The 24,064-nt window shown below is 63.6% G+C and carries 19 protein-coding genes; 11 read left to right on the top strand and 8 right to left on the bottom strand.

The window, feature by feature from the left end; all coding sequences use genetic code 11:
• Window positions 1–8: 8 nt before the first annotated feature.
• Window positions 9–1,055, bottom strand: coding sequence for an ABC transporter substrate-binding protein (locus I6L36_RS11075; RefSeq protein ID WP_109112070.1), 1,047 nt, complete (start codon window positions 1,053–1,055; stop codon window positions 9–11).
• Window positions 1,056–1,238: 183 nt separating this feature from the next.
• Between I6L36_RS11075 and I6L36_RS11070 the strand changes: the two genes are divergently transcribed.
• Complete coding sequence (locus tag I6L36_RS11070) at window positions 1,239–2,051, top strand: UTRA domain-containing protein (protein ID WP_162540529.1); 813 nt, start codon at window positions 1,239–1,241, stop codon at window positions 2,049–2,051.
• Between the two features lie 46 nt (window positions 2,052–2,097).
• Here the strand turns inward: I6L36_RS11070 and I6L36_RS11065 are convergent, their stop codons facing one another.
• Window positions 2,098–2,862: a helix-turn-helix transcriptional regulator gene (locus I6L36_RS11065; protein ID WP_010675913.1), complete on the bottom strand. Its 765-nt coding sequence runs from the start codon at window positions 2,860–2,862 to the stop codon at window positions 2,098–2,100.
• A gap of 443 nt (window positions 2,863–3,305) precedes the next feature.
• Entirely contained in the window at window positions 3,306–4,220 is a 915-nt protein-coding gene (locus I6L36_RS11060) for a LysR family transcriptional regulator (protein ID WP_010675912.1), read from the bottom strand.
• Window positions 4,221–4,477: 257 nt separating this feature from the next.
• Here I6L36_RS11060 and I6L36_RS11055 point away from each other — a divergent pair, with 257 nt between their 5' ends.
• From I6L36_RS11055 to I6L36_RS11025, 7 genes are all read left to right on the top strand, one after another.
• Entirely contained in the window at window positions 4,478–4,810 is a 333-nt protein-coding gene (locus I6L36_RS11055; RefSeq protein WP_041211883.1) for a hypothetical protein, read from the top strand.
• A gap of 30 nt (window positions 4,811–4,840) precedes the next feature.
• Complete coding sequence (locus I6L36_RS11050) at window positions 4,841–5,527, top strand: pirin family protein (RefSeq protein ID WP_109112080.1); 687 nt, start codon at window positions 4,841–4,843, stop codon at window positions 5,525–5,527.
• Window positions 5,528–5,610: 83 nt separating this feature from the next.
• Window positions 5,611–6,003: a DoxX family protein gene (locus I6L36_RS11045; protein ID WP_010675909.1), complete on the top strand. Its 393-nt coding sequence runs from the start codon at window positions 5,611–5,613 to the stop codon at window positions 6,001–6,003.
• Window positions 6,004–6,236: 233 nt separating this feature from the next.
• On the top strand, window positions 6,237–9,593 hold the full coding sequence (gene recC / locus I6L36_RS11040) for an exodeoxyribonuclease V subunit gamma (RefSeq protein ID WP_109112069.1): 3,357 nt from the start codon (window positions 6,237–6,239) through the stop codon (window positions 9,591–9,593).
• On the top strand, window positions 9,593–13,207 hold the full coding sequence (gene recB / locus I6L36_RS11035; protein ID WP_109112068.1) for an exodeoxyribonuclease V subunit beta: 3,615 nt from the start codon (window positions 9,593–9,595) through the stop codon (window positions 13,205–13,207). The genes recC and recB overlap by 1 nt, the downstream gene beginning before the upstream one ends.
• A gap of 8 nt (window positions 13,208–13,215) precedes the next feature.
• Window positions 13,216–15,270, top strand: coding sequence for an exodeoxyribonuclease V subunit alpha (recD, locus tag I6L36_RS11030; protein WP_109112067.1), 2,055 nt, complete (start codon window positions 13,216–13,218; stop codon window positions 15,268–15,270).
• 76 nt (window positions 15,271–15,346) lie between these two features.
• Window positions 15,347–16,327, top strand: a complete 981-nt coding sequence (locus tag I6L36_RS11025; protein WP_026141181.1) for an IS5-like element IS5 family transposase — start codon at window positions 15,347–15,349, stop codon at window positions 16,325–16,327.
• A gap of 629 nt (window positions 16,328–16,956) precedes the next feature.
• Here I6L36_RS11025 and I6L36_RS11020 read toward each other — a convergent pair.
• Window positions 16,957–18,198: an ammonium transporter gene (locus I6L36_RS11020; RefSeq protein ID WP_010675905.1), complete on the bottom strand. Its 1,242-nt coding sequence runs from the start codon at window positions 18,196–18,198 to the stop codon at window positions 16,957–16,959.
• 25 nt (window positions 18,199–18,223) lie between these two features.
• On the bottom strand, window positions 18,224–18,562 hold the full coding sequence (gene glnK, locus I6L36_RS11015) for a P-II family nitrogen regulator (RefSeq protein WP_010675904.1): 339 nt from the start codon (window positions 18,560–18,562) through the stop codon (window positions 18,224–18,226).
• Between the two features lie 386 nt (window positions 18,563–18,948).
• Between glnK and I6L36_RS11010 the strand changes: the two genes are divergently transcribed.
• Both I6L36_RS11010 and I6L36_RS11005 read left to right on the top strand, forming a co-directional pair.
• Window positions 18,949–19,950, top strand: coding sequence for a sensor domain-containing diguanylate cyclase (locus I6L36_RS11010; RefSeq protein ID WP_039040121.1), 1,002 nt, complete (start codon window positions 18,949–18,951; stop codon window positions 19,948–19,950).
• Window positions 19,951–20,080: 130 nt separating this feature from the next.
• Complete coding sequence (locus I6L36_RS11005; protein WP_010675902.1) at window positions 20,081–20,494, top strand: hypothetical protein; 414 nt, start codon at window positions 20,081–20,083, stop codon at window positions 20,492–20,494.
• 62 nt (window positions 20,495–20,556) lie between these two features.
• On the opposite strand, the gene I6L36_RS11000 is transcribed toward I6L36_RS11005, so the two are convergent.
• From I6L36_RS11000 to I6L36_RS10995, 3 genes are all read right to left on the bottom strand, one after another.
• Window positions 20,557–21,831 carry a methyl-accepting chemotaxis protein gene (locus I6L36_RS11000; protein ID WP_254052369.1) on the bottom strand — a complete coding sequence of 425 codons (1,275 nt, stop codon included), beginning with the start codon at window positions 21,829–21,831 and terminating at the stop codon, window positions 20,557–20,559.
• 78 nt (window positions 21,832–21,909) lie between these two features.
• Window positions 21,910–22,374: a hypothetical protein gene (locus tag I6L36_RS21965; RefSeq protein ID WP_254052368.1), complete on the bottom strand. Its 465-nt coding sequence runs from the start codon at window positions 22,372–22,374 to the stop codon at window positions 21,910–21,912.
• 406 nt (window positions 22,375–22,780) lie between these two features.
• Window positions 22,781–23,137 (bottom strand): hypothetical protein, encoded by a 357-nt coding sequence (locus I6L36_RS10995; protein ID WP_109112162.1) that lies wholly within the window; start codon window positions 23,135–23,137, stop codon window positions 22,781–22,783.
• A 199-nt stretch (window positions 23,138–23,336) separates the two neighbouring features.
• Here I6L36_RS10995 and I6L36_RS10990 point away from each other — a divergent pair, with 199 nt between their 5' ends.
• Window positions 23,337–24,059, top strand: a complete 723-nt coding sequence (locus I6L36_RS10990; RefSeq protein ID WP_010675899.1) for a response regulator — start codon at window positions 23,337–23,339, stop codon at window positions 24,057–24,059.
• The last annotated feature ends 5 nt before the right edge of the window (window positions 24,060–24,064 follow it).

Here is a 24,064-nt window from a genome sequence, read left to right as displayed (position 1 = left end):
GGATTCCCTTACTGCATGTTGATCATGACGGTTTCCTGCCACTGGCGCGGCAGGGCCTTGGAGCTCTGCTCCCAGGCGGCGTGATCCTGCACCGGCTTGGCCTTGGCATACTGCTCGGCCGGCAGCAGCTTGGCCTTGACGTCATCCGGCAGGGTCACGTTGCTGCGGATCGGGCGGGCGTAGCCACGGGCCAGGTTGATTTGCCCCGCATCGGAGAGGATGTATTCACGGGCCAGCTTGGCGGCGTTGGGGTTCTTGGCCCACTTGTTGATGATGGTGGTGTAGCCGGCGATGACGGATCCGTCGCTCGGGATCACCACATCAAACTTCTTGGGGTCGATCTGGTCGCGGTAGTTCAGGGCGTTGAAGTCCCACAGCACGCCCACTTCCACCTCGCCCTTCTCGATGTTGGCGATGGTCGGGTCGTTCAGCGACAGGCGACCCTGCTTGGCCAGCTGACCGAACAGCTCCAGCGCGGGCTTGAGGTTCTTCTCGCTGCCGCCGGTGGCATAGGCCGCCGCCAGCACGCCGTTGTTGGCCTGGGAGGCCACGCCCACGTCACCCAGGGTCACCTTGTAGTCGCCGCCCAGCAGGGATTGCCAGCTGGTGGGGGCGGCCTTGACCAGATCCTTGTTGATCAGGAAGGCGATGGTGCCGGTATAGGCCAGCATCCAGTGGCCGTCGGCGTCCTTGGCCCAGTTCGGAATGTCGGCCCAGGTGGAGGGCTTGTAGGGCTGGGTGACCCCCTGCTGGACCGCCACCGGACCGAAGGCACCGCCCACGTCGCCGATGTCGGCGGTGGCGTTGGCCTTCTCGGCGGCGAACTTGGCGATCTCCTGGGCCGAGCTCATGTCGGTATCCTGATGCTTGATGCCGTAGAGGCTGCCGAGCTGCTGCCAGGTGTCCTTCCAGTTGGCCCAGCTGTCCGGCATACCGACGCTCTGGAGCTGGCCCTCACCGCGGGCGGCTTTTTCGAGATCCGCGATGTTCTCGGCGGCAAACAGCGGTTGACTGATGGCCACCAGGGCCAGTGCACTTGCGATCACGCTTTTCATCATCCCATCCCTCTGGACTAGGTCAGTTAAGGTTCGAGAGGGATGCTAGAGGGGAAATATGACGGTGGCGGGGCGCTTTGATGGCAGTTTCGTGACAATCGCCCTGTCATGGCGCTGTCATCAGGGGCGGTTACAACTCGGGGTCGACAACCTCTGGTCTACTCCAGTGGTGTGCAAACCCGAATGACCGACAGGGATGTGACAGTGACAGAGCGATTGAGTGAACAGGGGATGACTGATGGCCGCATACCCTCCAAGTGCGAACAGATTTGCTGGACCCTGCGCCGCTATATCGGCAGCGGACACCTGGCGGCGGGGCAGCAGCTGCCCGCCGAACGGGCCCTGAGCGAGCGATTCGCCACCACCCGCATCACCATCAAGGAGGCGCTCTCCAGCCTCGAGGCGGACGGCCTCATCTACCGGGCCGAGCGGCGTGGCTGGTTCGTGGCGCCGCCTCGCCTCACCTACGATCCCGCCATCCACACCCACTTTCACCAGTGGATTGGCGAGCAGCAGCGCACCGCCGAGACCCGGGTGCTGGCCCATGGCAACCAGCTTGCCAGCAGCGAGTTGTGCCGCTGGATGGGTCTGGAACCCTTTACGCCGCTCTACGAGATCCGCCGCCAGCGGCTGATCGACGGTCGCCCGGTGCTGCACGTCAGCCATCACCTGCTGGCGAGCCGCTTCCCCGGCATCGCCAGCGCTCCCCTGGCCAGCTCCCTCACCGAGCTTTACCGACAGCGCTATGGCATAGGCCAGGGCTGGGCGAGCCTTGAGATCACCCCGTCGGCGGCACGGGGAGAGATAGCCCGCGCCCTCAACCTGGCCCAGGGGAGCGCCGTGCTGCGGTTGGTGCGGGTCAATCATGACGAGGAGGGGAAGCTGGTGGATTGCGACATCGAGCACTGGCGACCGGACGCCATCCGCATCTGCCTGGATACCCGGGCACTGCAACCGCTCGCCACCGGCGCGCGGCAGGTGCAACTGGCAGAGTAGCGGCGTTCTGGGACTGACATGGCGGATCCCGCAGGATCCACCGGGATCAGTTGTCGATGTTGGGGATCAGATCGTCGAAGCTCTGGTAGCCGCAGTCCGCCAGTTGCAGTGACATGGTGTAGGTCTTGCTGCCCTCCCGCTGGCCGATGGCGGGGCGGTTGAGCTTGAGCTCCTGATGCCAGTACTCCTTCATGCGATCGATCAGCGCCATGGCCTCGCTCTCCCCCAGATGGAGCTGGCACAGCGCCATGTAGTTGTTGGGCCTGTGCATGTTCTCCACCAGATAGTCCCCCAGCACCGACATGGCCTGGCGCGCCTGCTGGCGGGCGAAGCGGCTGTGCTGCTCGAAGCTGATGCGCTCGCTGATGAGGAAGTGGTAGCTGTTGTCGATGCCAAGCTGCAGGATGCCGAGCTTCTCCAGCTTGCGCAGATAGAGGTAGCAGGAGGCATCGGTCAGGCCGTACTCCCGCTTGAGATCGATAAGGGTCTTGTCGCGCCAGAAGATGTTGGCGAGAAAGGCATAAAGCCCCGGCTCCTTGTGAAACGCCTCATCCTGCTCCTGGGTAAAGACGGCCCGGCGGCTCTGGGCATCCTGGGTCCGGTCCAGCAGCTCTTCGAAGGAGAGTCCCACCAGATGGCAGATCTCCAGCAGGGTGTCGAACGGCAGGGAGGGCTTGTTCATCATGCGCTTCACGGTGGCGATGGAAACCCCCATGGCTTCTGCCAGGGTCTGATAGCGGATCCCCTTGTCGGTCAGGGTTTTCTTCAGGGTGTCGAGGATGTGATTGGCCAGTGTCTGGCTGTAGGTCATGCAACTATTCCTTTATCTGCATTTTTAGTCGTGTCAGAAATTGAGTGGTTTGTCTGTATCGGGCTCAAATTTTGACACCTAGAAAAACCAGAGGAGGGTAACCCGGTGATAATGGCGGAAATGGCCTGACCAGTTGTGGTGCAAGGTGGCAGAAAGTGACACTCGGTGGTGCATATCCTTCAACCTTTCAACATTTTGCTGGTGATGCATATTACATCGCACATAATTCAACACGAATCGGATTCAATACCTTCCTGGTTGAGAAAACGATTGTTTGCTTCCAATTTAAGGGTTTTTTTAACCGCAAGGTTTTATTCTTTCCTGGCATTGAGCGGAACTCGCAAGAGGTCCGCTTTTTTTCTTTTCTCCGAATCTGAGCCCGTCGTCAAGAATGGGGCGCAGTTTTGGTACTTCCTGCGCCACCGACCCCGGAAGGCAGTCCTTTATTCCCCCTGACCGGCAAACAGCTTGGGGATCTCCCGCACCAGCCAGCTCTTGGCCTTGCCCATGGTGTCCCGCCGCCAGGCCAGCACGACCTGGATCTGGTGGCGATATTCGGGACTGATCACCTTGAGTCTGCCCGCCTTGATGTCCTCTTCAATCCAGCGTTGCGGCATGGTGCCGATGCCGAGCCCCGCCAGCAGGGCGTCCCGCTTCTCCCCCATGGTGCTGACGGTCAGGCGCGGCTGCTTGTCGAGCAGGCGGTAGGTGAGCACCGGCTTGCGCAGTGCCGTGTCGGCTACCGCGATGGCGCGATAGCGGCGCAGGGTCTCGTCCGCCAGGGGCTCGGGTTCCTGATGCAGGGGGTGATCGGGGTGGGCGACGTAGAGCATCACCTCCTCCCTGAGTACCTGGTGCTTGATGCCGGTCATGGCGATATCGGCATTGAGAGAGGAGATAAGCAGGTCGGCGCGGCCATCTTCCAGGCACTCCCAACTGCCCGCCAGCACCTCGGCGCGAAACCTCAGCCGGGTATCGGTCTGTTCGGCCAGCCGATCCACCAGGGGGTAGAGAGCCTGTACCGGCATCAAGGCATCGACGGCGATGGTGATGTCGGTCTCCCAGCCACGGGAGAGGGCCCGGGTCTCCCCCACCAGGTGCTCGGCCGCCTCCAGCAGCACCCGGCCCCGCTCCAGCAGCATGCGGCCCGCCGGGGTGAACTTGGTCCTGTGGCCGCTGCGGTCGAACAGCATGGCGTCCAGCTCGTCTTCCAGCTTTTGTACCGTGTAGCTCAGCGCCGAAGGCACCTTGCCCAGCTCGTCGGCCGCCGCCGCGAAGCTGCCACGACGGTCGATGGCGTCCAGCACCCGGATCGCCTCCAGGGTCAGCGCCCGCTCCTTGTTCGATTCCTTGGCCATATCCAACCTTCAATTTTTTTGAATGTGTTTGCCAGATTATCTCGCTAACAACTTAGGGGAAGTCACTTTAATATTCAATCAACGCTTAGGCAGGAACGCCTGGCAGCCAAATAAAAGGTAGTTCCGGGCTGAGACATCCCCAAACACGATGTCTGATGTCAGCAAAAGAACAACATAGTATTTGAATGATCTCTTGCATGGATGCATTGATTCGGGCCCAAGGGGCCTTGGCAATGACATAAAACCCAAGAGAGTGAATGAACATGAAAAACGTAATCAAGATGCTGGCCGTTGCAGGCCTGATGACCGCAGGTGCCGCCCAGGCTTCCGTTCCCGCTGACTTCAATGCCGCCCCGGGCGTGCTGTTCGTCAACTGGAGCGCCACCGCCGCGATGGACGGCAAGGCCAACCCCATGCTGGAGGTGCGCGACGAGTCCGGTGATCTGCTGGCTTCCGTCCACGCTAACCTGATGGGCACCCAGCAGGTCGCCATCCCGAGCCGTACCCAGGGCAAGCTGACGGTGAGCCTGGGCAACGAAAGCAGCAGCTACCGCATCCCCTTCGGTCTGGGTGACGGTCGCCAGCGTTAATGAACCAACTTGGTCAGTGAGGAGCACACCATGATGAAATTGAGAGCCGCAGAAGCACGGGGCAAGGCCAACTTTGGCTGGCTGGATGCCCGTCACAGCTTCTCCTTCGGTCACTACTATGACCCGGAATGGATGGGACACTCTGCCCTGCGGGTCATCAATCAGGATCGGGTGGCGCCGGGTGGCGGTTTCGCGACCCACCCTCACGCCAACATGGAAATCCTCACCTGCGTGCTGCAAGGCACCATAGAGCACAAGGACAGCCTCGGCCACGCCGAGCAGATCCCGGCGGGGGATTTCCAGCTGATGAGCGCAGGGTCCGGCATCCGGCACAGCGAGTACAACCCCTCGCAGACCGAGGCGCTCTCCCTGCTGCAAATCTGGATCGAGCCGAATGAACACGGCACGACCCCGGGTTATCAGCAGAAGAAGATTGAAAACAAGCCCGGGATGACGCTGGTGGCGTCACCGGACGGCGAGGCGGGATCCTTCAGGATCCGCCAGCAGGCCAGAGTGTGGCGTCTGCAGCTCGCAGAAGGGGAGACCCTGGAGTGGGCACTGCAAGGGCGTCATGGTTACCTGCACATGATTTCAGGGGAGCTGACCGGCAACGGTCTGGCTGCCCGACCCGGCGACGGGCTGCTCAGCCGCGACGAGTCGAGCTGGGTGCTCACCGCCTCCAGGGGGAGTGAAGCCCTGCTGTTTGACCTGCCTTGATAGAAAAATCTTGGCGAAATGAATGAGTTAACAATTAGCTTTTACACTGTAAATACCATGATGGTAAGCAAAGGAATATGACGATGGACAAGATGAAAGATGTGGCACTGCTGGTGGGTCGTGTACTGCTGGCGCTGATGTTCGTGATGGCTGGCTGGGGCAAGATCGGCGGTTACGCCGGTACCCAGGGTTACATGGAAGCCATGGGCGTGCCCGGGTTCATGCTGCCCCTGGTGATCCTGCTGGAGCTGGGTGGCGGTCTTGCCATCATGCTGGGCCTGTTTACCCGCAGCCTCTCCGTGCTGCTGGCCGGTTTCACCCTGATGGCTGCCTTCATCTTCCACTATCAGCCTGCCGAGCAGATGCAGATGCTGATGTTCATGAAGAACGTCTCCGTGGCCGGTGGTTTCCTGGCCCTGGCGGCGGCCGGTGCAGGGGCTTTCAGCCTGGATGCCCGCCTCGGCAAGCACTGGTAATACCCTGACGTTTCAAGTTTTCCAACGCCTTTTGGCCGGTGCCCTGCACCGGCTTTTTTGTGCCCGCTTCCCGGGGATGCCATCTGTGTGACGGCGCGCAGTCCGGACGCCACAAGTGCCTTTTGCATCTTATCCCCCGATCCCCGACAATCCCGATTCGCGTGCCGTGACGGGAATGCCAGAGAGTGTCCCCCCCGCGCACCCCCTCTTCATGAAATTGGCGGGAGTCGTCCATGTTTACCCTCTACCACTCCAATCAGCTGGATCTGCTCAAGGAGCTGCTGGTGAGCCGCATCCGGCAGGCTCCGCTCTCCCACCCCTTCGATCGGGAGCAGATCCTGGTGCAGAGTCCCGGCATGGCCCAGTGGCTCAAGCTGGAGCTGGCCAAGGCGTTCGGCATCGCCGCCAACATCGACTTTCCCCTGCCCGCGAGTTTCATCTGGGAGATGTTCACCCGGGTGCTGGCGGACGTGCCCCGCCAGAGCCCCTACAACAAGGGGGCCATGAGCTGGCACCTGATGACCATTCTGCCCACTCTGCTCGGCAGACCCGCCTTTGCGCCCCTCGCGGCCTATCTGGGGGGCAGTGACGGGGCGGCGCCGGAGCAGGTGCGGCTCTGGCAGCTCTGCCAGAAGGTGGCGGATCTGTTCGACCAGTATCTGGTCTACCGGCCGGACTGGATCGCCCGCTGGGAAGAGGGGGAAGGATTGAGCCAGGAGCTGGCCGGAGTGAGCGGTCAGGATTGGCAGCCCGAGCTCTGGCGCGAGCTGGTGGCCCGCACCCTGGCCCTCAGCCCCAGCGGCTACCACCGCGCCAACCTCTACGAGGCCTTCATCCACGAGCTGGAGCGCACCCGGGATCTGCCGGGCAGGCTGCCGCAACGGGTCTTCGTGTTCGGCATCTCGGCCCTGCCGCCCCGCTATGTGGAGGCCCTGCTGGCCCTCGGCAGCCGCCCCGAGGTGGAGGTGCACCTGTTTGTGACCAACCCCTGCCGCTACTACTGGGGGGACTTGCTCGATCGCAAGACCCTGGCTCGCCTCGAAAACAAGCTCAAGCCCGGCACGGATCTCGAGACCCTGCAGGGTCCCGCCAACCCCTTGCTCGCCTCCATGGGCAAGCTGGGGCGCGACTACCTGCACCAGCTGATGGAGCTGGAGGTGCCGCAGATCGAGGCATTCGTCGACATCGAGGATCGCGACGATGAGGGCAAGGTCACCTTGCTGCGGGCCATCCAGAAAGACGTGCTGGAGCTGGCGGAACGGGGGGCCGGCGAGTTCAGTCTCGATGTCAGCCACCACAAGAGCCCTGTCAGCCTGGATGACGGCACCCTGCAGATCCACGCCTGCCACGGCCCCATGCGGGAGCTCGAGGTGCTGCACGACCGGCTGCTGGCCCTGTTCGAGCAGGATCCCACCCTCACCCCCAAAGACGTGGTGGTGATGATGCCGGACGTCAACAGCTACGGCCCCTACATCCAGGCCGTCTTTGGCAAGGAGGGCGGCAAGGGGCGGGGCGGGGCCCGCGGCCAGATCCCCTTTGCGATCTCCGATCGGGCGGCGAGCCAGGAGAGCCCGCTGCTGCAAAGTTTCCTCGCCCTGCTCAGGCTGCCGAACGCCCGCTTCGGGGCGGGGGAGCTGCTCGCCATCCTGGAGGTGCCCGCCGTGCTGCGCCGCTTCGAGCTGGACGACGACGAGTTCAACGTGCTTCGGCGCTGGGTGCAGGAGACCGGCATCCGCTGGGGGCTGGATGACGACTATCCCGAGCGCTTCGCGCTGCCGCGTCTGTCCGGCAACAGTTGGCTGTTCGGCCTGCGGCGCATGCTGCTGGGCTTTGCCATGGGGGACGGGGAGCCGGTGGCGGGGATCCTGCCCTATGCGGACATCGAGGGGCAGCAGGGGCTGATCCTCGGCAAGCTCGCCTGGTTCGTCGACTCCCTGGCGGAGTTTCTGCCCCGGCTGCAACAGGCGCAGCCGCTGGCCGAATGGCACGCCTGCCTGCTGGCGCTGCTGGAGCGCTTCTATCTCGCCGACGAGGATGAAGAGCGCCAGCTCCAGCTCATCCGCAGCCAGCTCACCGACTGGCAGGCCCAGCTCGGCGAGGCCCGCTTCGAGCAGGCCATCAGTGCCGACCTGTTGCAGGACTACCTCGGCAGCGTGCTGGGGGAGTCCCGCTCCAGCCAGCGCTTCCTCGCCGGTCAGGTCAACTTTTGCACCCTGATGCCGATGCGCTCCATTCCCTTCCGCCAAGTCTGCCTGCTCGGCATGAACGACGGCGTCTACCCGCGCACCCTGCCTCCCATGGGCTTCGATCTGATGGCGGTGGCCTCGCGGCGCGGGGACCGATCCCGCCGGGATGACGACCGCTACCTCTTCCTCGAGGCGCTCCTCAGTGCCCAGCAGGGGCTCTACATCAGCTATCAGGGGTTCAGCGCCCAGGACAACAGCGAGAAGGTACCCTCCGTGCTGCTGGCGGAGCTCATCGACTACGTGCGCCAGGGCTTCGTGTTGGCGGGGGATGAAGATCTCGACGACGACACCTCGGGCCGGCGGCTGCTCGAACACCTGATCGTGGCGCACCCCCTCACCCCCTACAGCCCGGCCTACTTTTACCCCGAACCCGGCTCCGGTCTCTTCACCTATGCCGCCGACTGGCTGCCGGCACTGAGCCCGGAGCGGGGGGCCGCCAACTTCCAGAGCGGCGATCTGCCCCTGCCCGCGGAGTGGGGCAGGGAGCAGGGGCTGGAGCTGGCGGAGCTGCTGCGTTTCTATCGCCAGCCAGCCAGGTACTTCCTCAACCGCCGCCTCAAGGTGTGGTTCGAGCTGGAGGAGGCGACCATCGAAGACAGCGAGCCCTTCGAGCTGGACGGCCTGCAGCATTATCAGCTCAAGGCGCTGCTGCTGGATGCCCATCTGACCGAAGGGGAGAGCGAGGCCCGTCGCCACCGGCTGCAACTCTCCGGCCTGTTACCGCAAGGGTGGTTCGGCAGCCTGCTGCTGGAGGAGATCGACGGCGAGATGGGCAAGCTGGCGGCGCGGCTGCGTCCCTGGACGGGGGACAAACAGGCGGTGGAGATCGATATCGCCCTGGCCCAGGGGCAGCTTCAGGGCTGGATAGACACCCAGAAGGGACGAGCGCTGGTGGTCAAACCCGGCAGCTTCAACGGCAAGGATCTGCTGCTGGCCTGGATCCAGCACCTTTGCCTCTCATTGAGCAGCGCCCCCGGCGACACCCTGCTGTTCGATGCCAAACAGAGTCTGCGGCTGCCAAGGCTTGCGGCGGACGAGGCGCGGCCCAGGTTGGCGGCCCTGGTGGCCCTCTGGACCCAGGGGATGAAGCGGCCGCTGCCGTTCTTTCCGAGCACCGCCTGGGAGTGGCTCAAGGCGATCGAGAAGGATCCGGCAAAGCCGGAGGAGGCCGACAAGGCGGCACTTGCCCGCTTCAACGGCGGCTACATGGTGACGGGAGAGGGGCAGGACGTCTATGTCGCCCGCTGCTTCCCGGAACTCGATGACGAGGTGCTGGCCCAGTTGCAGGGGCTGGCCCGTGAACACCTGACCCCGCTCCATCAGGCGCTGGAGGAGTTGCAATAATGGCTAACCCGCTCAATCCCCTGCGTTTTCCCCTCTATGGCGAGCGGCTGATCGAGGCCTCCGCCGGGACCGGCAAGACCTATACCATCGCGGGCCTCTATCTGCGCCTCTTGCTGGGCCACGGCCCGGTTATCGAACAAACAGGCGAGGAGGGGGGAGACGCCGGTCAGCCCTGTGCCCACGAGCGGCCCCTGTCGGTGACCGAGATCCTGGTGGTGACCTTTACCGAGGCGGCCACCGCCGAACTGAGGGGGCGGATCCGCGCCCGCATCCACGAGGCGCGTCTCGCCTTTATGCGCGGTCACAGCACGGATACCCTGCTGGCCCAACTGCTGGTGGAGGTGGAGGATCACGATCTGGCGGCCCGTCGCCTGCTGGCCGCCGAGCGGCAGATGGACGAGGCGGCGGTTTTCACCATCCACGGCTTCTGCCAGCGGATGCTCAGGCAGAACGCCTTCGAGTCGGGCGCCCTCTTTGAAACCGAATTTTTGACCGACGACAGCCGGCTCCGGCTGCAGGCGGTGAGTGACTACTGGCGCGCCGAGTTCTATCCGGTGGATCAGCCCCTGGCCCGGGCGGTGCGAAGGCTCTGGCCGAGCCCCGCCGCCCTGCTGTGGGAGATGGGGAGCTGGCTCGACAACGACGAGCTGGAGATCCGCCCGGTGGCGGGGGACGAGACCCTGGCGGCGCGGCACAGCGTCGCCATGGCCCGCATCGGGGCGGTGAAAGCCGGGTGGCTGGCGCAGACGGATGAGATCCGCCGCCAGACCGAGGGGCAGATCAGCCGTTACACCGGCAAGAACTATGAGGGCTGGCTTGCCAAGATTGGCGACTGGGCGCAGGACGAGACCAGCGGCTACGTCCTGCCCAAGGAGCTGGAGCGCTTCGGCCAGCAGGCGCTGGAGGAGAACCTCAAGAAGGGGGGAACGGTGCCCACCTTGCCGCTCTTTGGCGAGATAGACGCCCTGCTGGCGAGCCGACCCGGCATCCGGGATCTCGTCTTGCAGCGGGCGGCCAGGGTGGTGCGCAGCCGAATGCAGGAGAGCAAGCGCCAGGCCCATCAGCTCTCCTTCGACGATCTTCTGCGGGATCTCGACGGGGCGCTCGGCTCGGGCCTGGGGGAGCGGCTGTGCGAGCGCATCCGCGCCACCTACCGGGTCGCCATGATCGATGAATTCCAGGATACCGACCCCCAGCAGTACCGCATCTTCCATCGCCTTTACGGCGGTCACCAGGACACGGCGCTCCTGATGATCGGCGACCCCAAGCAGGCCATCTACGGCTTTCGTGGCGCGGACATCTTTACCTACATCCAGGCGCGGCGAAATGTGAGCGCCCACTACACCCTGGGGCGCAACTGGCGCTCAAGCCGCGCCCTGGTGGCGGCGGTCAACGGCCTGTTCGAGCGGGCGAAGGATCCCTTCATCTACGAGGCGGACATCCCCTTCCTGCCGGTGGAGGCGCAGGGCAAGAGCCGGGCACTGCTGATCGAGGGGCAGACCGCCCCCGTGCTGCACTGCTGGCAGCTCACCGGTCAGCCCACCTTCAACAAGGGGGAGTACCAGAGCAGGATGGCCCGCGCCACGGCGGCGGAGATCCATCGCCTGCTCACGCTGGCCCGGGAGGGCAAGGCGATGCTCGGCAGCGAGCCGGTCAGGGCCGGGGATATCGCCGTGCTGGTGCGCACCGGCGCCGAGGGCAAGCTGGTGCAGCAGGAGCTGGCGCGCCTTGCCATCGCCTCCGTCTATCTGTCGAACCGCGAGAGCGTGCTGGCCCAGGTGGAGGCGCGGGAGATCCTGCTGATCCTGCACGCCTGCCAGAACCCGAGCGATGAACGAAGCCTGCGGGCGGCGCTCGCCACCGGCCTGTTCGATCTCGATGCCAGGGCCCTGGACGCGCTGGCCTCGGACGAGCGGGCCTGGGAGAGCGCGGTGCAGGAGTTCATGGGATACCGCGCAGTCTGGCATCGCCACGGGGTGCTGGCCATGCTGCGGGCCCTGATGCATGGGCGCAACCTCGCCGCCTCCTTGCTGGCGAGCCCCTACGGAGAGCGGCGGCTGACCAACTTCCTCCATCTCGGCGAGCTGCTGCAACAGGCGAGCGGCGAGCTGGACGGGGAGTACGCCCTGCTGCGCTGGCTCGGGGAGGCGGTGAGCCAGCCCAACGGCCAGGACGGGGAGCAGATACTTCGCCTGGAGTCCGAGCGGAAATTGGTGCAGATCGTCACCATCCACAAATCCAAGGGGCTGGAGTACCCGCTGGTCTTCCTGCCGTTCATTTGCAGCCACCGCGCCGCCGACACCCCCCTGTTCCACGAAACGGGGGAGGCGGGCAATCGTACCGTGCTCGATCTCACCGGCGCCGAAGAGTCCCTGGCCGAGGCCGACAAGGAGCGCCTCGCCGAAGACCTGCGCCTGCTCTACGTGGCCCTGACCCGGGGGGTCTATGCCACCTGGCTCGGGCTGGCGCCGGTGCGCTCCGGGGCGGGCAAGTCGGAGAAGACCGACCTGCACCGCACCGCCATCGGCTACCTGCTGCAAAAGGGGGAGGAGGGGGACGCCGGGACACTGGCGACCGCCCTCACCGACCTGGCCCAGGCGCTGCCGGGGGTGGCCGTCGGTGAGCCCTCGCTCACCCGCCCGGCCCCGCTGCCCGCCGAAGCGGAGACGCCGGGGGAGCCCACCGTGCGCGCGTTCCAGGGGCAGCTTGAGCGGGACTGGTGGATCAGCTCCTACTCCGGGCTCGCGGCCCAGGGCAACGGCCACGGCAAGGGGGTGCTGGCCAACCCCGGCTTCGACGACGAGGTGGCCACCGAGGCTGCCGTCACCGTGCAGGAAGAGGAGGCGCCCGCCCCTTCCATCTTCACCTTCCCCAAGGGGGCGCGTCCCGGCACCCTGCTCCACAGCCTGTTCGAGACCATCGACTTCGAGCACGCGAAGGGCGAGTCGCTGGCACAGCACATCGCCGCCCTGCTGACCCAGGAGGGGTTCGACGAAGGCTGGGCCCCCGTGCTGCAACAGCAGGTGGAGGCGGTGCTGGATACCCCCCTTGAGACCGGCCTTGGGGACCCGGTGCGGCTGCGGGATCTGGCCCCCGAGCGCAAACAGGTGGAGCTGGAGTTCTTCCTGCCCATGGGGCGGGTGACGGCACCGGCGCTCACCGCACTCTGCCAGCAGCACGACCCCCTGTCGCGGGGCGGCAAGCCGCTCGGTTTTGCCACCGTGCAGGGGATGCTCAAGGGCTTCATCGACCTGGTGTTCGAGTGGCAGGGGCGCTGGTATCTGCTCGACTACAAATCGAACCACCTTGGCATGAGCCTCGCCGATTACGGCCGCCCGGCCCTGGAGCGGGCCATGGTCGAGCATCGCTACGATCTGCAATACCAGCTCTATTCGCTGGCCCTGCATCGGCTGCTCGCCTTGCGGCTGCCGGGCTACGATTTCGACCGGCATTTTGGCGGGGTCTTCTATCTCTTCCTGCGCGGCATGCCCCAGGGGGGCATTTTCCATGCCAGGCCCAGCCGGGAACTGGTGCTGGGGCTGGACGAGTTGTTTAGTAAAGGTGTGACATCTGACGATCATCGTTTAGAGAAATCGAACAAGGCAGAGGCATGAGGGGCGAGATGAAGGGCGAAACCATGATAGAGCGGCTGAAAGCCTTGGCGCTGGCGGGGCGCATCCGCCAGCTTGACCTGCAATTTGCCAGGCTGGTGGCCGACCTGGGCGGCAGCCCCGAGCTGGTGCTGGGGGCCGCGCTCGCCTGCCATGAGCTGGGGCGCGGCCATGTCTGCCTGCCGCTGGCGATGCTCGCTCAGGGCGGTGACGGGCAGGGATCCTCGCGTCCCTTCGGGCTGGATCCGGATCAGAGCCGGGATCTGCTGGCGGATCTCGCGGATCCCGCGAGCTGGCCCGCCCTCTTTGCGGCCAGCCCCCTGGTGGGGAGCGAACAGGAGGAGGGAGAGGCCCCCCGCTGGCCCCTGCGACTCTGGGGGGATCGCCTCTACCTCACCCGCTACCACGACTTTGAGCTGGGGGTGGCCCGCCACCTTAGCGCCTTGAGTGAACGGGCCGAATGGCCGGAGATTGCCCCGGCCCTGTCACGCCTCTTTGCCCGCGACTACGGCTTGGTGTTCGGGGCCCTGCTCAAGGCCCGCCTCGCGACGGACTTCTCCGTCCGCCACTTTGTGGAGAAGTACCTGGATCTGGTCTTCCCCCATGAGGTGGAGTGGCCCGCCGTGGAGACCCTGCTAAAAAGTGCCCAGGCGGCCAGCGAGCTGGAGCGGCTGGATACCCTGGTGCCCGAGGCGCTCTGCTGCAACGGCCAGAAGCTGGCGGCGGCCACGGCGGCGGCGCGCCCCTTCGCGGTCATCTCCGGCGGCCCCGGCACCGGCAAGACCACCACGGTGGCCAAGCTCCTCGCCATCCTGGTGGAGACCGGCCTGCAAGGGGGCAAGGCCCCGGCGATCCGGCTGGTGGCGCCCACTGGCAAGGCGGCGGCGCGTCTGACCGAGAGTATCGGTGCTGCCTTGCAGGCCCTGGATCTGCCCCCCGAGTGGGTGGAGGCCATCCCCACCGAGGCGGGCACCCTGCACCGGCTGCTCGGGGTGATCCCCGGGCGCAGCCAGTTCCGCCATCACAGAGGCAACCCGCTGCACCTGGACTTGCTGGTGGTGGACGAGGCCTCCATGGTGGACCTGCCCATGATGGCGCGCCTGCTGGATGCGCTGCCCCGCCACGCCCGCCTCATCCTGCTCGGCGACAAGGATCAGCTCGCCTCGGTGGAGGCAGGGGCCGTGCTCGGCGATATCTGCAGCTTTATCGAACAGGGCATCAGCCCCGCGCAGGCACACTGGCTCTCCCGCCAGACCGGCTATCGCCTGCAAGGCACGCCAGCGGGGGCCAGCGTGCGCGACAGCCTCTGTTTGCTCTCCAAGAGCTGGCGCTTTGACCAGCATTCGGGCATCGGCCAGTTGGCGCGGGCCTGCAACAGCGGCGACGGGGCGGCGGTGGAGGCGGTCTGGAGCGCAGGATTTGGCGACATCCGCCTGCACCCCTGGGCGGGGGAGGCTTACAACGCCCTGATTGCCGAGGGGGTGGCCGGTTATGGCAGCTACCTCAAGGCGGCCCGGGCCGGCGAGGACCCGGCGGCGGTGTTCAAGGCGTTCAACGGCTTCCAGATCCTCTGCGCCCTGCGGGACGGCCCCTTCGGGGTGACGGGGCTCAACGAGCGGCTCGAACTGGCCCTCGCCAAGGCAGGGCTGATCCAGCGTGACGGCGACTGGTATGCGGGCCGCCCGGTGATGGTGGTGCGCAACGACCACGGGGTCGGCCTCTACAACGGCGACATGGGGCTCTGCCTGCCCGATGACACCGGGCGCCTCAAGGTGTGGTTCGAGCAGCCGGACGGCACCCTGCGGGCCCTGCTGCCCAGCCGGTTGCCCCCCCATGAGACGGTCTACGCCATGACCATCCACAAATCCCAGGGGTCGGAGTTTGCCCATACCGTGCTGGTGTTGCCCGACAGCCCCAGCCCGCTCCTGACTCGCGAGCTGGTCTATACCGGCATCACCCGTGCCAAGGCCCGCCTCGACCTCTACGGCGATCGCGCCCTGCTGGCACAAGCGGTGCGGAAAAAGACCGAGCGTTATTCCGGATTGGCGGAGAGGTTGGGGGAGTGAAATGTTAGGGAAGGTGCGAACAAGTCCCTGATATGAGATCATGTTTGTCATCTGGAGCCATGAAAAAGGGTTCATCATGAGTCATCAGCTCACCTTCGCCGACAGTGAATTCAGCAGTAAGCGCCGTCAGACCAGAAAAGAGATTTTCTTGTCCCGCATGGAGCAGATTCTGCCATGGCAAAACATGGTGGAAGTCATCGAGCCGTTTTATCCCAAGGCTGGTAATGGCCGGCGACCTTATCCGCTGGAAACCATGCTACGCATTCACTGCATGCAGCATTGGTACAACCTGAGCGATGGCGCGATGGAAGATGCTCTGTACGAAATCGCCTCCATCCGTCTGTTTGCCCGGTTATCCCTGGATAGCGCCTTGCCGGACCGCACCACCATCATGAATTTCCGCCACCTGCTGGAGCAGCATCAACTGGCCCGCCAATTGTTCAAGACCATCAATCGCTGGCTGGCCGAAGCAGGCGTCATGATGACTCAAGGCACCTTGGTCGATGCCACCATCATTGAGGCACCCAGCTCGACCAAGAACAAAGAGCAGCAACGCGATCCGCAGATGCATCAGACCAAGAAAGGCAATCAGTGGCACTTTGGCATGAAGGCCCACATTGGTGTCGATGCCAAGAGTGGCCTGACCCACAGCCTAGTCACCACCGCGGCCAACGAGCATGACCTCAATCAGCTGGGTAATCTGCTGCATGGAGAGGAGCAATTTGTCTCAGCCGATGCCGGCTACCAAGGGGCGCCACAGCGCGAGGAGCTGGCCGAGGTGGATGTGGACTGGCTGATCGCCGAGCGCCCCGGCAAGGTAAGAACCTTGAAACAGCATCCACGCAAGAACAAAACGGCCATCAACATCGAATACATGAAAGCCAGCATCCGGGCCAAGGTGGAGCACCCGTTTCGCATCATCAAGCGACAGTTCGGCTTCGTGAAAGCCAGATACAAGGGGTTGCTGAAAAACGATAACCAACTGGCGATGTTATTCACGCTGGCCAACCTGTTTCGGGCGGACCAAATGATACGTCAGTGGGAGAGATCTCACTAAAAACTGGGAATAACGCCTTAAATGGCGAAGAAACGGTCTAAATAGGCTGATTCAAGGCATTTACGGGAGAAAAGATCGGCTCAAACTGAAAAAATGAAATGACTGAGTCAGCCGAGAAGAATTTCCCCGCTTATTCGCACCTTCCTTAAGTTATGCTAACGAGGTCTTTGAGGACTGCTATGACTTTATTGAGTCATCTAATAAGGCGACAATAAGAAGCTTGGAACCCGAGGACTGGGTGAATGATGAGCGTCTAAAAGATAAATTAAATGAATTTTTAGAAGAGCGTCTGTAAATACCGAAGAAGTAGAAACAGTCAGCTTAATATTGTATGTTGGGCTTCGCAGGCTCAGCACCAATCTACAGATTGTGTAGGTTGTGGCTGAGCGTAGTGAAGCCCAACGTTTACCGCGAACTCTCTTTTTCCTGCCCCTTATCTCCAGCCCTTCTCCGCCTTCTTTAATAAATGGGAGAAGGGATCAATGCCGTTACCGCTGTCCGATTACGCTTCGCTGATCGAACCTACGTGGCTGCCACCTCGATTATTTGATTCGTCCAGCCAGGGGCGCCGAGCCGCCAAAAAAACGGGGCCCGAGGTGTCCCCCGGGCCCCGCAAGCAGATGGCGTGCTTAGATGCTGGATTTGACGCTGACGAACTCGGGGTAGGCATCGATGCCGCACTCGTGGACATCCACACCCATCAGTTCTTCCTCTTCGCTGACCCGCAGGCCCATGGTGGCCTTGAGCAGGCTCCAGACCACGAGGGAGACGACAAAGACCCAGCCGAAGATGGTGGCAGCACCCAGCAACTGGGCACCGAAGGTGGCGCTCGTGTTGGAGAAGGGCACCACCATCAGGCCGAACAGGCCGCAGACGCCGTGTACCGAGATGGCACCGACCGGATCATCGATCTTCAGGCGATCGAAGGCGACGATGGCGTAGACCACCAGGGCACCGGCCAGGGCGCCGATCAGGCTGGCGAACAGCGGGCTGGGGGAGGCCGGGTCGGCGGTGATGGCGACCAGACCGCCGAGGGCGCCGTTGAGGATCATGGTGAGATCCGCCTTGCCCCAGGTGAGCTTGCTGACCAGCAGGGCGCCGACCACACCGGCGGCTGCGGCGGCGTTGGTGTTGACGAACACGGTGCCGATGGCGGTGGCGTCAGCGGCGCTGGAGAGCGCCAGTTGGGAGCCACCGTTGAAGCCGAACCAGCCCATCCAGAGGATCAGGGTGCCCAGGGTCGCGAGCGGCAGGTTGGAGCCGGGGATGGGGTAGATCTCCCCTTGCTTGCCATATTTGCCGCGACGGGGGCCGAGCAGCAGCACGGCGGCCAGGGCAGCGGCAGCGCCCGCCATGTGGACGATGCCGGAGCCTGCGAAGTCGGAGAAGCCCGCCTCTTTCAGGAAGCCGCCGCCCCAGCTCCAGTAGCCTTCCACGGGGTAGATGAAGCCGGTCATCACCACGCAGAACAGCAGGAAGGACCAGAGCTTCATCCGCTCTGCCACCGCACCTGAGATGATGGAGGTGGCGGTGGCGACGAACACCACCTGGAAGAAGAAGTCGGAGTGCAGGGAGTGGCCCGCGTCGTCCGCCTGGCTGCCCATCAGGCTGCCAAAGCTCGGCAGCCAGCCGCCGGCGCTGTTGTCCACGTACATGATGTTGTAGCCGACCAGCAGGAACATGATGCAGGCGATGGCATAGAGCAGGATGTTCTTGGTCAGGATCTCGGTGGTGTTCTTGGCGCGGACCAGGCCGGCTTCGAGCATGGCGAACCCGGCGGCCATCCACATGACCAGCACGCCGGAGATCAGCAGGTAGAAGGTGTCGAGTGCATAGCGCAGCTCGCTGACGGATGTGATCAACTCTTCCATGTCGTATTCCTCAGTTCCAGTCGTATCAAAGGGCGTCTGCGTCGGTCTCGCCGGTGCGGATGCGCACGGCGGCCTGCAGGTCATAAACGAAGATCTTGCCGTCACCTATCTTGCCGGTGTGGGCGGCCTTGCTGATGGCTTCGATGATCTGCTCGACGTTGTCGGCCAGGGTGGCGATCTCCAGCTTTACCTTGGGCAGGAAATCCACCTGGTATTCGGCACCCCGGTACAGCTCGGTGTGCCCCTTCTGGCGGCCAAACCCCTTGACCTCGGAAACCGTCAACCCCTCGACGCCGAGGTTGGCGATGGCTTCGCGCACGTCGTCGAGTTTGAACGGCTTGATGATGGCGGTGATTAATTTCATGCAATATCCCCAATCCTTGTGGTTCACCCAGATAAAGGCAAATATTGCGCCAGAAAAGTATTTTTCTTTTTATTCATACACTTGCTTATTAATCGCAGCCCTGGTCAGCGAGGCTTGCCCAATATGGGCAGGGCTGCGCCAAAGGTGTGCACCGCCGTGGTGCAATCTGGCCGGCAGAAGAACGGAAGGGAGCGTGACGGCGCGCAAGACTAGAAAGTGTGCGGGCTGCTACTGTTGTTCAACAAGAGGACAACCTGGCCGATAACCCGTCATGACGGGGTGTCGAGGCCAGTCGCCCCCTTGAAGGCTCGACCGGCAGGCCCGGTTTTCCCGCCAGGTCAACAAGCGGATCCGTAGCGCCGAGTAGCAGAACAAGGAAGGTTTTCATGCTGCATGACAATGAGATGACAAGGCTACCGGCCCTCGACGAGGCCGTGATGAGCGGCATGCTGGAGGTCGTGAGCGACGGTCTCTGGGACTGGAATGCCAACACCGGCTATGTCCATCGCTATCCCGGCTGGTATCAGATGCTGGGGTATGAGCCCCACTCCCTCGACAACACCGTCTTTACCTGGGAGAACCTGATCCACCCGGACGATCTGGCGCAGGTCATGGAGAGCTTCGATGCCTGCCTGAGTGGGCGGGCGGCGGACTACCGGGCCGAATACCGCTGCCGTTGCCGTAACGGTGACTACCTCTGGGTGGCGGATTGTGGCCGCATCGTCGCACGCAACCCGGACGGCAGTGTCGCCAGGATGGTGGGGGCACACCGCAACATCCACGCCCAGCGGGAACTCTACGCCAGGCTGGAGCTGCAAAACCGCACCCTGGAGCAGCAGGTGGCGCAGCGTACCGCCGAACTGGAGCGGCTCAACCAGGCATTGCAGTTCCAGGTGGAGGAGAACCGCCGCCTGGCGGAGACGGACTCCCTGACCGGCGCGGCCAGCCGCTATCGGCTGGAGCAGGCGGTGCGGCTGGAGCATGAGCGCGCCAAGCGCTTCAAGGAGCCCTTTGCCGTGATCGCCATGGACGTGGACGACTTCAAGCAGATCAACGATCGCCATGGCCACGGGGTGGGGGACCAGACCCTGATCGATATCGTGCAGCTGACCCGGGGCTGCATCCGCGAGATCGATCTGCTGGCCCGCTGGGGGGGTGACGAGTTCATGCTGGTGCTTCCCAATACCCGGTTGCCCGACGCCCGGGTGGTGGCCGAGAAGCTGAGGCAGCGCCTGAGCCATGCCAGGGTCAAGGGGATCGAGCCCGTGACCTTGAGTTTCGGGTTGGTGGAGTCCGACCCCGACGAGCAGGTGTCCCACCTGATGGCGAGGGTCGACAGGGCGCTCTACCGGGCCAAGCTGGCGGGCAAGGACCAGCTCAGCGGCTGACAAGGGCACTGGTCGGAGCCGCTACGGGGCTTTTCCCCCCCGAATACGGCTTGACCAAGGGATTCTCTTGACTCCAATTCATCCCGCTGGTTTCATGCGCGCTCTTTTCATTCTTGCGAGATGTATCTTCATGAAAAAGTCCTTGCTGATTGCCCTGACCGCCCTGCCTCTGGTTGCCCACGCCGGCCTGATGGATTCCCTGACCGACACCGTGACCAGCAGCGTCACCAGCACCGCCAAAGAGATGGCTGGCAACGCCATGGACACCGCTTCCAACGAAGCGATCAAGAAGGCTCTGGACATCAAGGAAGGCGGCTCCAACAAGCAGGCCATCAAGGACAAGCTGGGCGCCCCGGCCAGCACCAAGACCGACGCCGGTCTGGAAGTATGGACCTATGACCTGGACGCTCTGAACAAGGCCTCCCCGCTGCTGGCCGAGACCACCAAGTCCCTGCTGAAAGACTCCGAAGTGGCCCAGAAGAATGTGGTCATCAAGTTCGAAGGCGAGACCGTGAAGACCCTGAACCTGGCCAACAAGGCCTGAGTCCTGGCAAAGTGAATGAAAAAGGGGCCCGCGGGCCCCTTTTTGCTGTCTGGTGTTCAGGCTCACACCTTGAAGCGGTGTACCAGAGCCAGCAACTGGCGGTTGGACCCCAGCAGGGTGGCGGCGCTCTGCTCCGTGTTGCCGCCGTTCTCCACCAGGAGGTTCAGCATGTCGCGAATGCTCACCATGTTGCGGTTGATCTCCTCGGTCACCCGGCTCTGCTCCTCGGCAGCGGTGGCGATCTGGCTGCTGAGATCGTGGATCTGCACCACGGCGTCGGCCATGGTGTCGAGGCCGCCGGTGACCTGCCCCGTGGTGTCGGCCGCCGCCTGGCAACTGCGCTTGGTCTGCTCCATGGCGACCACGGCCTCGGCGACCCCCTGGGTGAGCCGTGACAACATGCTGCCCACTTCGGCGGTGCTGTTCTGGGTGCGTGCCGCGAGGGCACGCACCTCGTCGATGAGGGCCACCACGCTGGCGGAGGCCGATCCCACCACCTTGCGGGAGCTGGCCGCCTGACCGTTGGCGGCCTCGGTGAAGCTGGCGGAGTCGTTGGCGTGGCGGGCAACGCTGTCGGCGGTGGAGCTGAGTTCGTTGAGGGCGGTGACGACCTGATCGGTTTCGCTGGCGTGTTCTCCCAGGATCCGCCTGGCCTGCCCGGTCTGCTGATCGAGCTGGGCCAGCTCGCGGGTGATGAGATCGGTGGCGGCGGTCACCTGCACCATCATCTGTTGCAGGAAGGCGATGAAGCGGTTGACCGACAGGGCGATGTTGTCCAGCTCGTCATGCCCTTTGACCTGGATGCGGGCGGTCAGATCGGCGTCGCCGGCGCTGAGGGCGTCGATGTTGAGCTTGAGGGTCTGCAGGCGGCTGCCAAGCTGGCTGATGGCCAGCACCATGAGCACGAACAGCAGCCCCGCCAGGGGGAGCTGGATGCTCGCCAGGGTGGCGAGCACATCCCGGCTGTCCTGGGTCAGGGTGCGGGTCGGCAGGGCGGCGGCCAGCAGCCAGGGGGTCCCTTCGATGGCCTCCATCAGCAGGGTCTGTTCTTCACCCTGATCCTGGAAGGTGGTGCGCAGCTGCCCCTTGCTCGCATCCTGGCCCAGCAGGCCGCTGATGGCGAGGGCGAAGGGATAGTCGGCGTGGGCGGAGAGGTTGCCGAGCACCACATCCCCGGTCAGACGGGCGTTGCGGCTCAGGATCTTGCCGTCAGCCTCGATGATCATCACCTGACCGCCGATCTCCTGCTCTTTCTTGGCCACCAGGTCGTTGAAGAAGCCCAGGGTGACGTCTATGGTCGACACCCCGTAGAGGGCGCCATCCTGGTAGATCCCCATGGCGCAGTTGGTTCTCGGCTGCTGGCTCGCGCCATCCTTGTAGGCGGCGGCCCAGGCACAGATGCCACGGGGCGCCTGCTAGCCAGCCTTGTGCCAGGGCTGATCGAAATAGTTGGGCGCCTCTGCCGAGTTCCAGTAGGTGTTGGGAATGAGGGCGTTGGACGCATCCCTGTGGAAGAAGGTGCTGAACTTGGCGCGCCCCGCCTCCCGCTTGTCCGGCAGGGGCCAGATGCCGCCACCGAAGACCATGCCGTTGCCGTACTGGTCGATGAGGGCCGGGAGCTGGGCATCTATCTGCTCGCTCGGCAGTTGTGCCACCAGCTGGGTGATGCTGCGCGACTGGGTCTGCACCCCGTTGAGCTGGTCACGGATATCGGTCGCTATCTCGCCGACTCGCAGCGCCACGTTCTCCTCCCCCGCCTTTTGCAGGGCGGGGGTGATCCAGATCTGGATGCCGATCACCGTCAGGGCGCACACCAGCGCCATGAAGCCCAGAAAAACGGCGGTATAGCGCCCCTTGATTGTGCCCAGATTCCATCCCATAACGACTCCTGTCCACTGTGTCCGGGATCGTGCCCGCATCTGTTGTGTGAGGGACCATTATGATTTATTTCGAAAGTGAAACGTTTGTTATCGCTCACATAACATGATGCGGGCAGACAGGAAAAGGTGAAAAACTGGGGGTGGAGACAAAAAAAGGGTGGCTTGCGCCACCCTGTCGTTTTCGCCGGTGTCGGGGCAGGGCCCCGCCGGATCACGGGTCTGCTTCGGCAAACCGCTTCATTACGTCGCCTTACTGGTTTGCTTCTGCGAACAGCTTGATCATCTCGACTTACTGGTCTGCTTCGGCAAACGGCTTCATTACGTCGATTTACTGGTTTGCTTCTGCGAACAGCTTGATCATCTCGACTTACTGGTCTGCTTCGGCAAACGGCTTCATCACTTCGATTTACTGGTTTGCTTCTGCGAACTGCTTCATCACCTCGGCGTGCTTGATCATGCCGTCGGCACGCAGACCAAGGTTCTTCACGAACTCAGCCTTCTTGGCCGGATCTTCAATCTTGTCGTAGCGCTGTTGCAGATGGGCCTGGATCTGTTCCGGGGTCATGTTCTTCATGCGGGCCATCTTGTCGTGGCGGCCGCCATGATGCTTGCCGCCCATCATGCCGGTACCGTCCATGGGGCAACCGGTCGCCGTGGCCTGGGTCGGCTGGGCGGTGGAGACGGCCTCGCTGGCGGCATAGGCACCGAGGGGCAGGCCGAGGATCAAGATGGCGGTCAGCAGGGTCTTGGTCAGCTTTTTCATGGGTAACTCCTGTCGGATGTGTACGGGTAGAGGCTCTTTCGCCTTGGTATCCAGTAAACACCGTGGAAGTGTCTGAAATTTGCCAGTAGAGGCCTATTTTGTAGCAGAGTGTGGCACAGGGGCGTGCTGGCACACTTTGACACAACCCGCCCGGTTGATTTTCGTATAATCGCCCCAGCCCGATAACGGAGAGATGATGATGAACCAAGGCAGCCCTCATATTCTGGTGGTCGATGACCACAGCGAGATCCGCGATCTGCTCAAGCGCTTTCTGGAGCAGCATGGCATGCGCGTCAGTTGCGCCCGCGATGGCAAGGAGATGAAGCGGCTGCTGGATGAGCGGGAGTTCGACCTGCTGGTGCTGGATCTGATGATGCCGGGGGAGGATGGCCTCACCCTGTGCCGCGAGCTCAGGGTCAAATCCCGCCTGCCGATCATCATGCTGACCGCCATGGGGGAGGAGACGGACCGCATCATCGGCCTGGAGATGGGGGCGGACGACTACCTCTCCAAGCCGTTCAACCCTCGGGAGCTGCTGGCCCGCATCAAGGCGGTGATGCGCCGCACCCAGGCGGAGAGCCTGCCCGTGCCGGAGACCCTGACCCGGGATCTGCGCTTCGATCGCTGGCTGCTCGACGTCAATCGCCGGGAGCTGGTGGACGAGGAGGGGGTGGGGATGAGCCTCTCCACCGCCGAGTTCGATCTGCTCAAGGTGTTTCTGGAGCGGCCCCAGCGGGTGTTGAGCCGGGATCAGTTGCTGGATCTGGCCCGTGGCCGGGAGGCGGTGGCCTTCGATCGCGCCATCGATACCCTGGTGAGCCGACTGCGGCGCAAGCTGGAGCGGGATCCCAAGAATCCCGAGCTCATCAAGACCATCTGGGGTGGCGGTTACCTGTTCGCCGCCGACGTGACCCAGGAGTGAGGCCG

Origin of the sequence: Aeromonas sp. FDAARGOS 1406 (assembly GCF_019048565.1) — a bacterium.
Taxonomy (GTDB): Bacteria; Pseudomonadota; Gammaproteobacteria; order Enterobacterales; family Aeromonadaceae; genus Aeromonas; species Aeromonas caviae.
The sequence above is the reverse complement of the archived record's forward strand: the minus strand, read 5'-3'. Positions and strand labels throughout refer to the sequence as shown.

Coding starts and splice junctions, on each gene's coding strand:
- I6L36_RS11075 (WP_109112070.1), bottom strand. CDS start 1,055: ATGAAAAGCGTGATCGCAAGTGCACTGGCCCTGGTGGCCATCAGTCAA.
- I6L36_RS11070 (WP_162540529.1), top strand. CDS start 1,239: ATGACCGACAGGGATGTGACAGTGACAGAGCGATTGAGTGAACAGGGG.
- I6L36_RS11065 (WP_010675913.1), bottom strand. CDS start 2,862: ATGACCTACAGCCAGACACTGGCCAATCACATCCTCGACACCCTGAAG.
- I6L36_RS11060 (WP_010675912.1), bottom strand. CDS start 4,220: ATGGCCAAGGAATCGAACAAGGAGCGGGCGCTGACCCTGGAGGCGATC.
- I6L36_RS11055 (WP_041211883.1), top strand. CDS start 4,478: ATGAACATGAAAAACGTAATCAAGATGCTGGCCGTTGCAGGCCTGATG.
- I6L36_RS11050 (WP_109112080.1), top strand. CDS start 4,841: ATGATGAAATTGAGAGCCGCAGAAGCACGGGGCAAGGCCAACTTTGGC.
- I6L36_RS11045 (WP_010675909.1), top strand. CDS start 5,611: ATGGACAAGATGAAAGATGTGGCACTGCTGGTGGGTCGTGTACTGCTG.
- recC (WP_109112069.1), top strand. CDS start 6,237: ATGTTTACCCTCTACCACTCCAATCAGCTGGATCTGCTCAAGGAGCTG.
- recB (WP_109112068.1), top strand. CDS start 9,593: ATGGCTAACCCGCTCAATCCCCTGCGTTTTCCCCTCTATGGCGAGCGG.
- recD (WP_109112067.1), top strand. CDS start 13,216: ATGAAGGGCGAAACCATGATAGAGCGGCTGAAAGCCTTGGCGCTGGCG.
- I6L36_RS11025 (WP_026141181.1), top strand. CDS start 15,347: ATGAGTCATCAGCTCACCTTCGCCGACAGTGAATTCAGCAGTAAGCGC.
- I6L36_RS11020 (WP_010675905.1), bottom strand. CDS start 18,198: ATGGAAGAGTTGATCACATCCGTCAGCGAGCTGCGCTATGCACTCGAC.
- glnK (WP_010675904.1), bottom strand. CDS start 18,562: ATGAAATTAATCACCGCCATCATCAAGCCGTTCAAACTCGACGACGTG.
- I6L36_RS11010 (WP_039040121.1), top strand. CDS start 18,949: ATGCTGCATGACAATGAGATGACAAGGCTACCGGCCCTCGACGAGGCC.
- I6L36_RS11005 (WP_010675902.1), top strand. CDS start 20,081: ATGAAAAAGTCCTTGCTGATTGCCCTGACCGCCCTGCCTCTGGTTGCC.
- I6L36_RS11000 (WP_254052369.1), bottom strand. CDS start 21,831: ATGGGGATCTACCAGGATGGCGCCCTCTACGGGGTGTCGACCATAGAC.
- I6L36_RS21965 (WP_254052368.1), bottom strand. CDS start 22,374: ATGGGATGGAATCTGGGCACAATCAAGGGGCGCTATACCGCCGTTTTT.
- I6L36_RS10995 (WP_109112162.1), bottom strand. CDS start 23,137: ATGAAAAAGCTGACCAAGACCCTGCTGACCGCCATCTTGATCCTCGGC.
- I6L36_RS10990 (WP_010675899.1), top strand. CDS start 23,337: ATGAACCAAGGCAGCCCTCATATTCTGGTGGTCGATGACCACAGCGAG.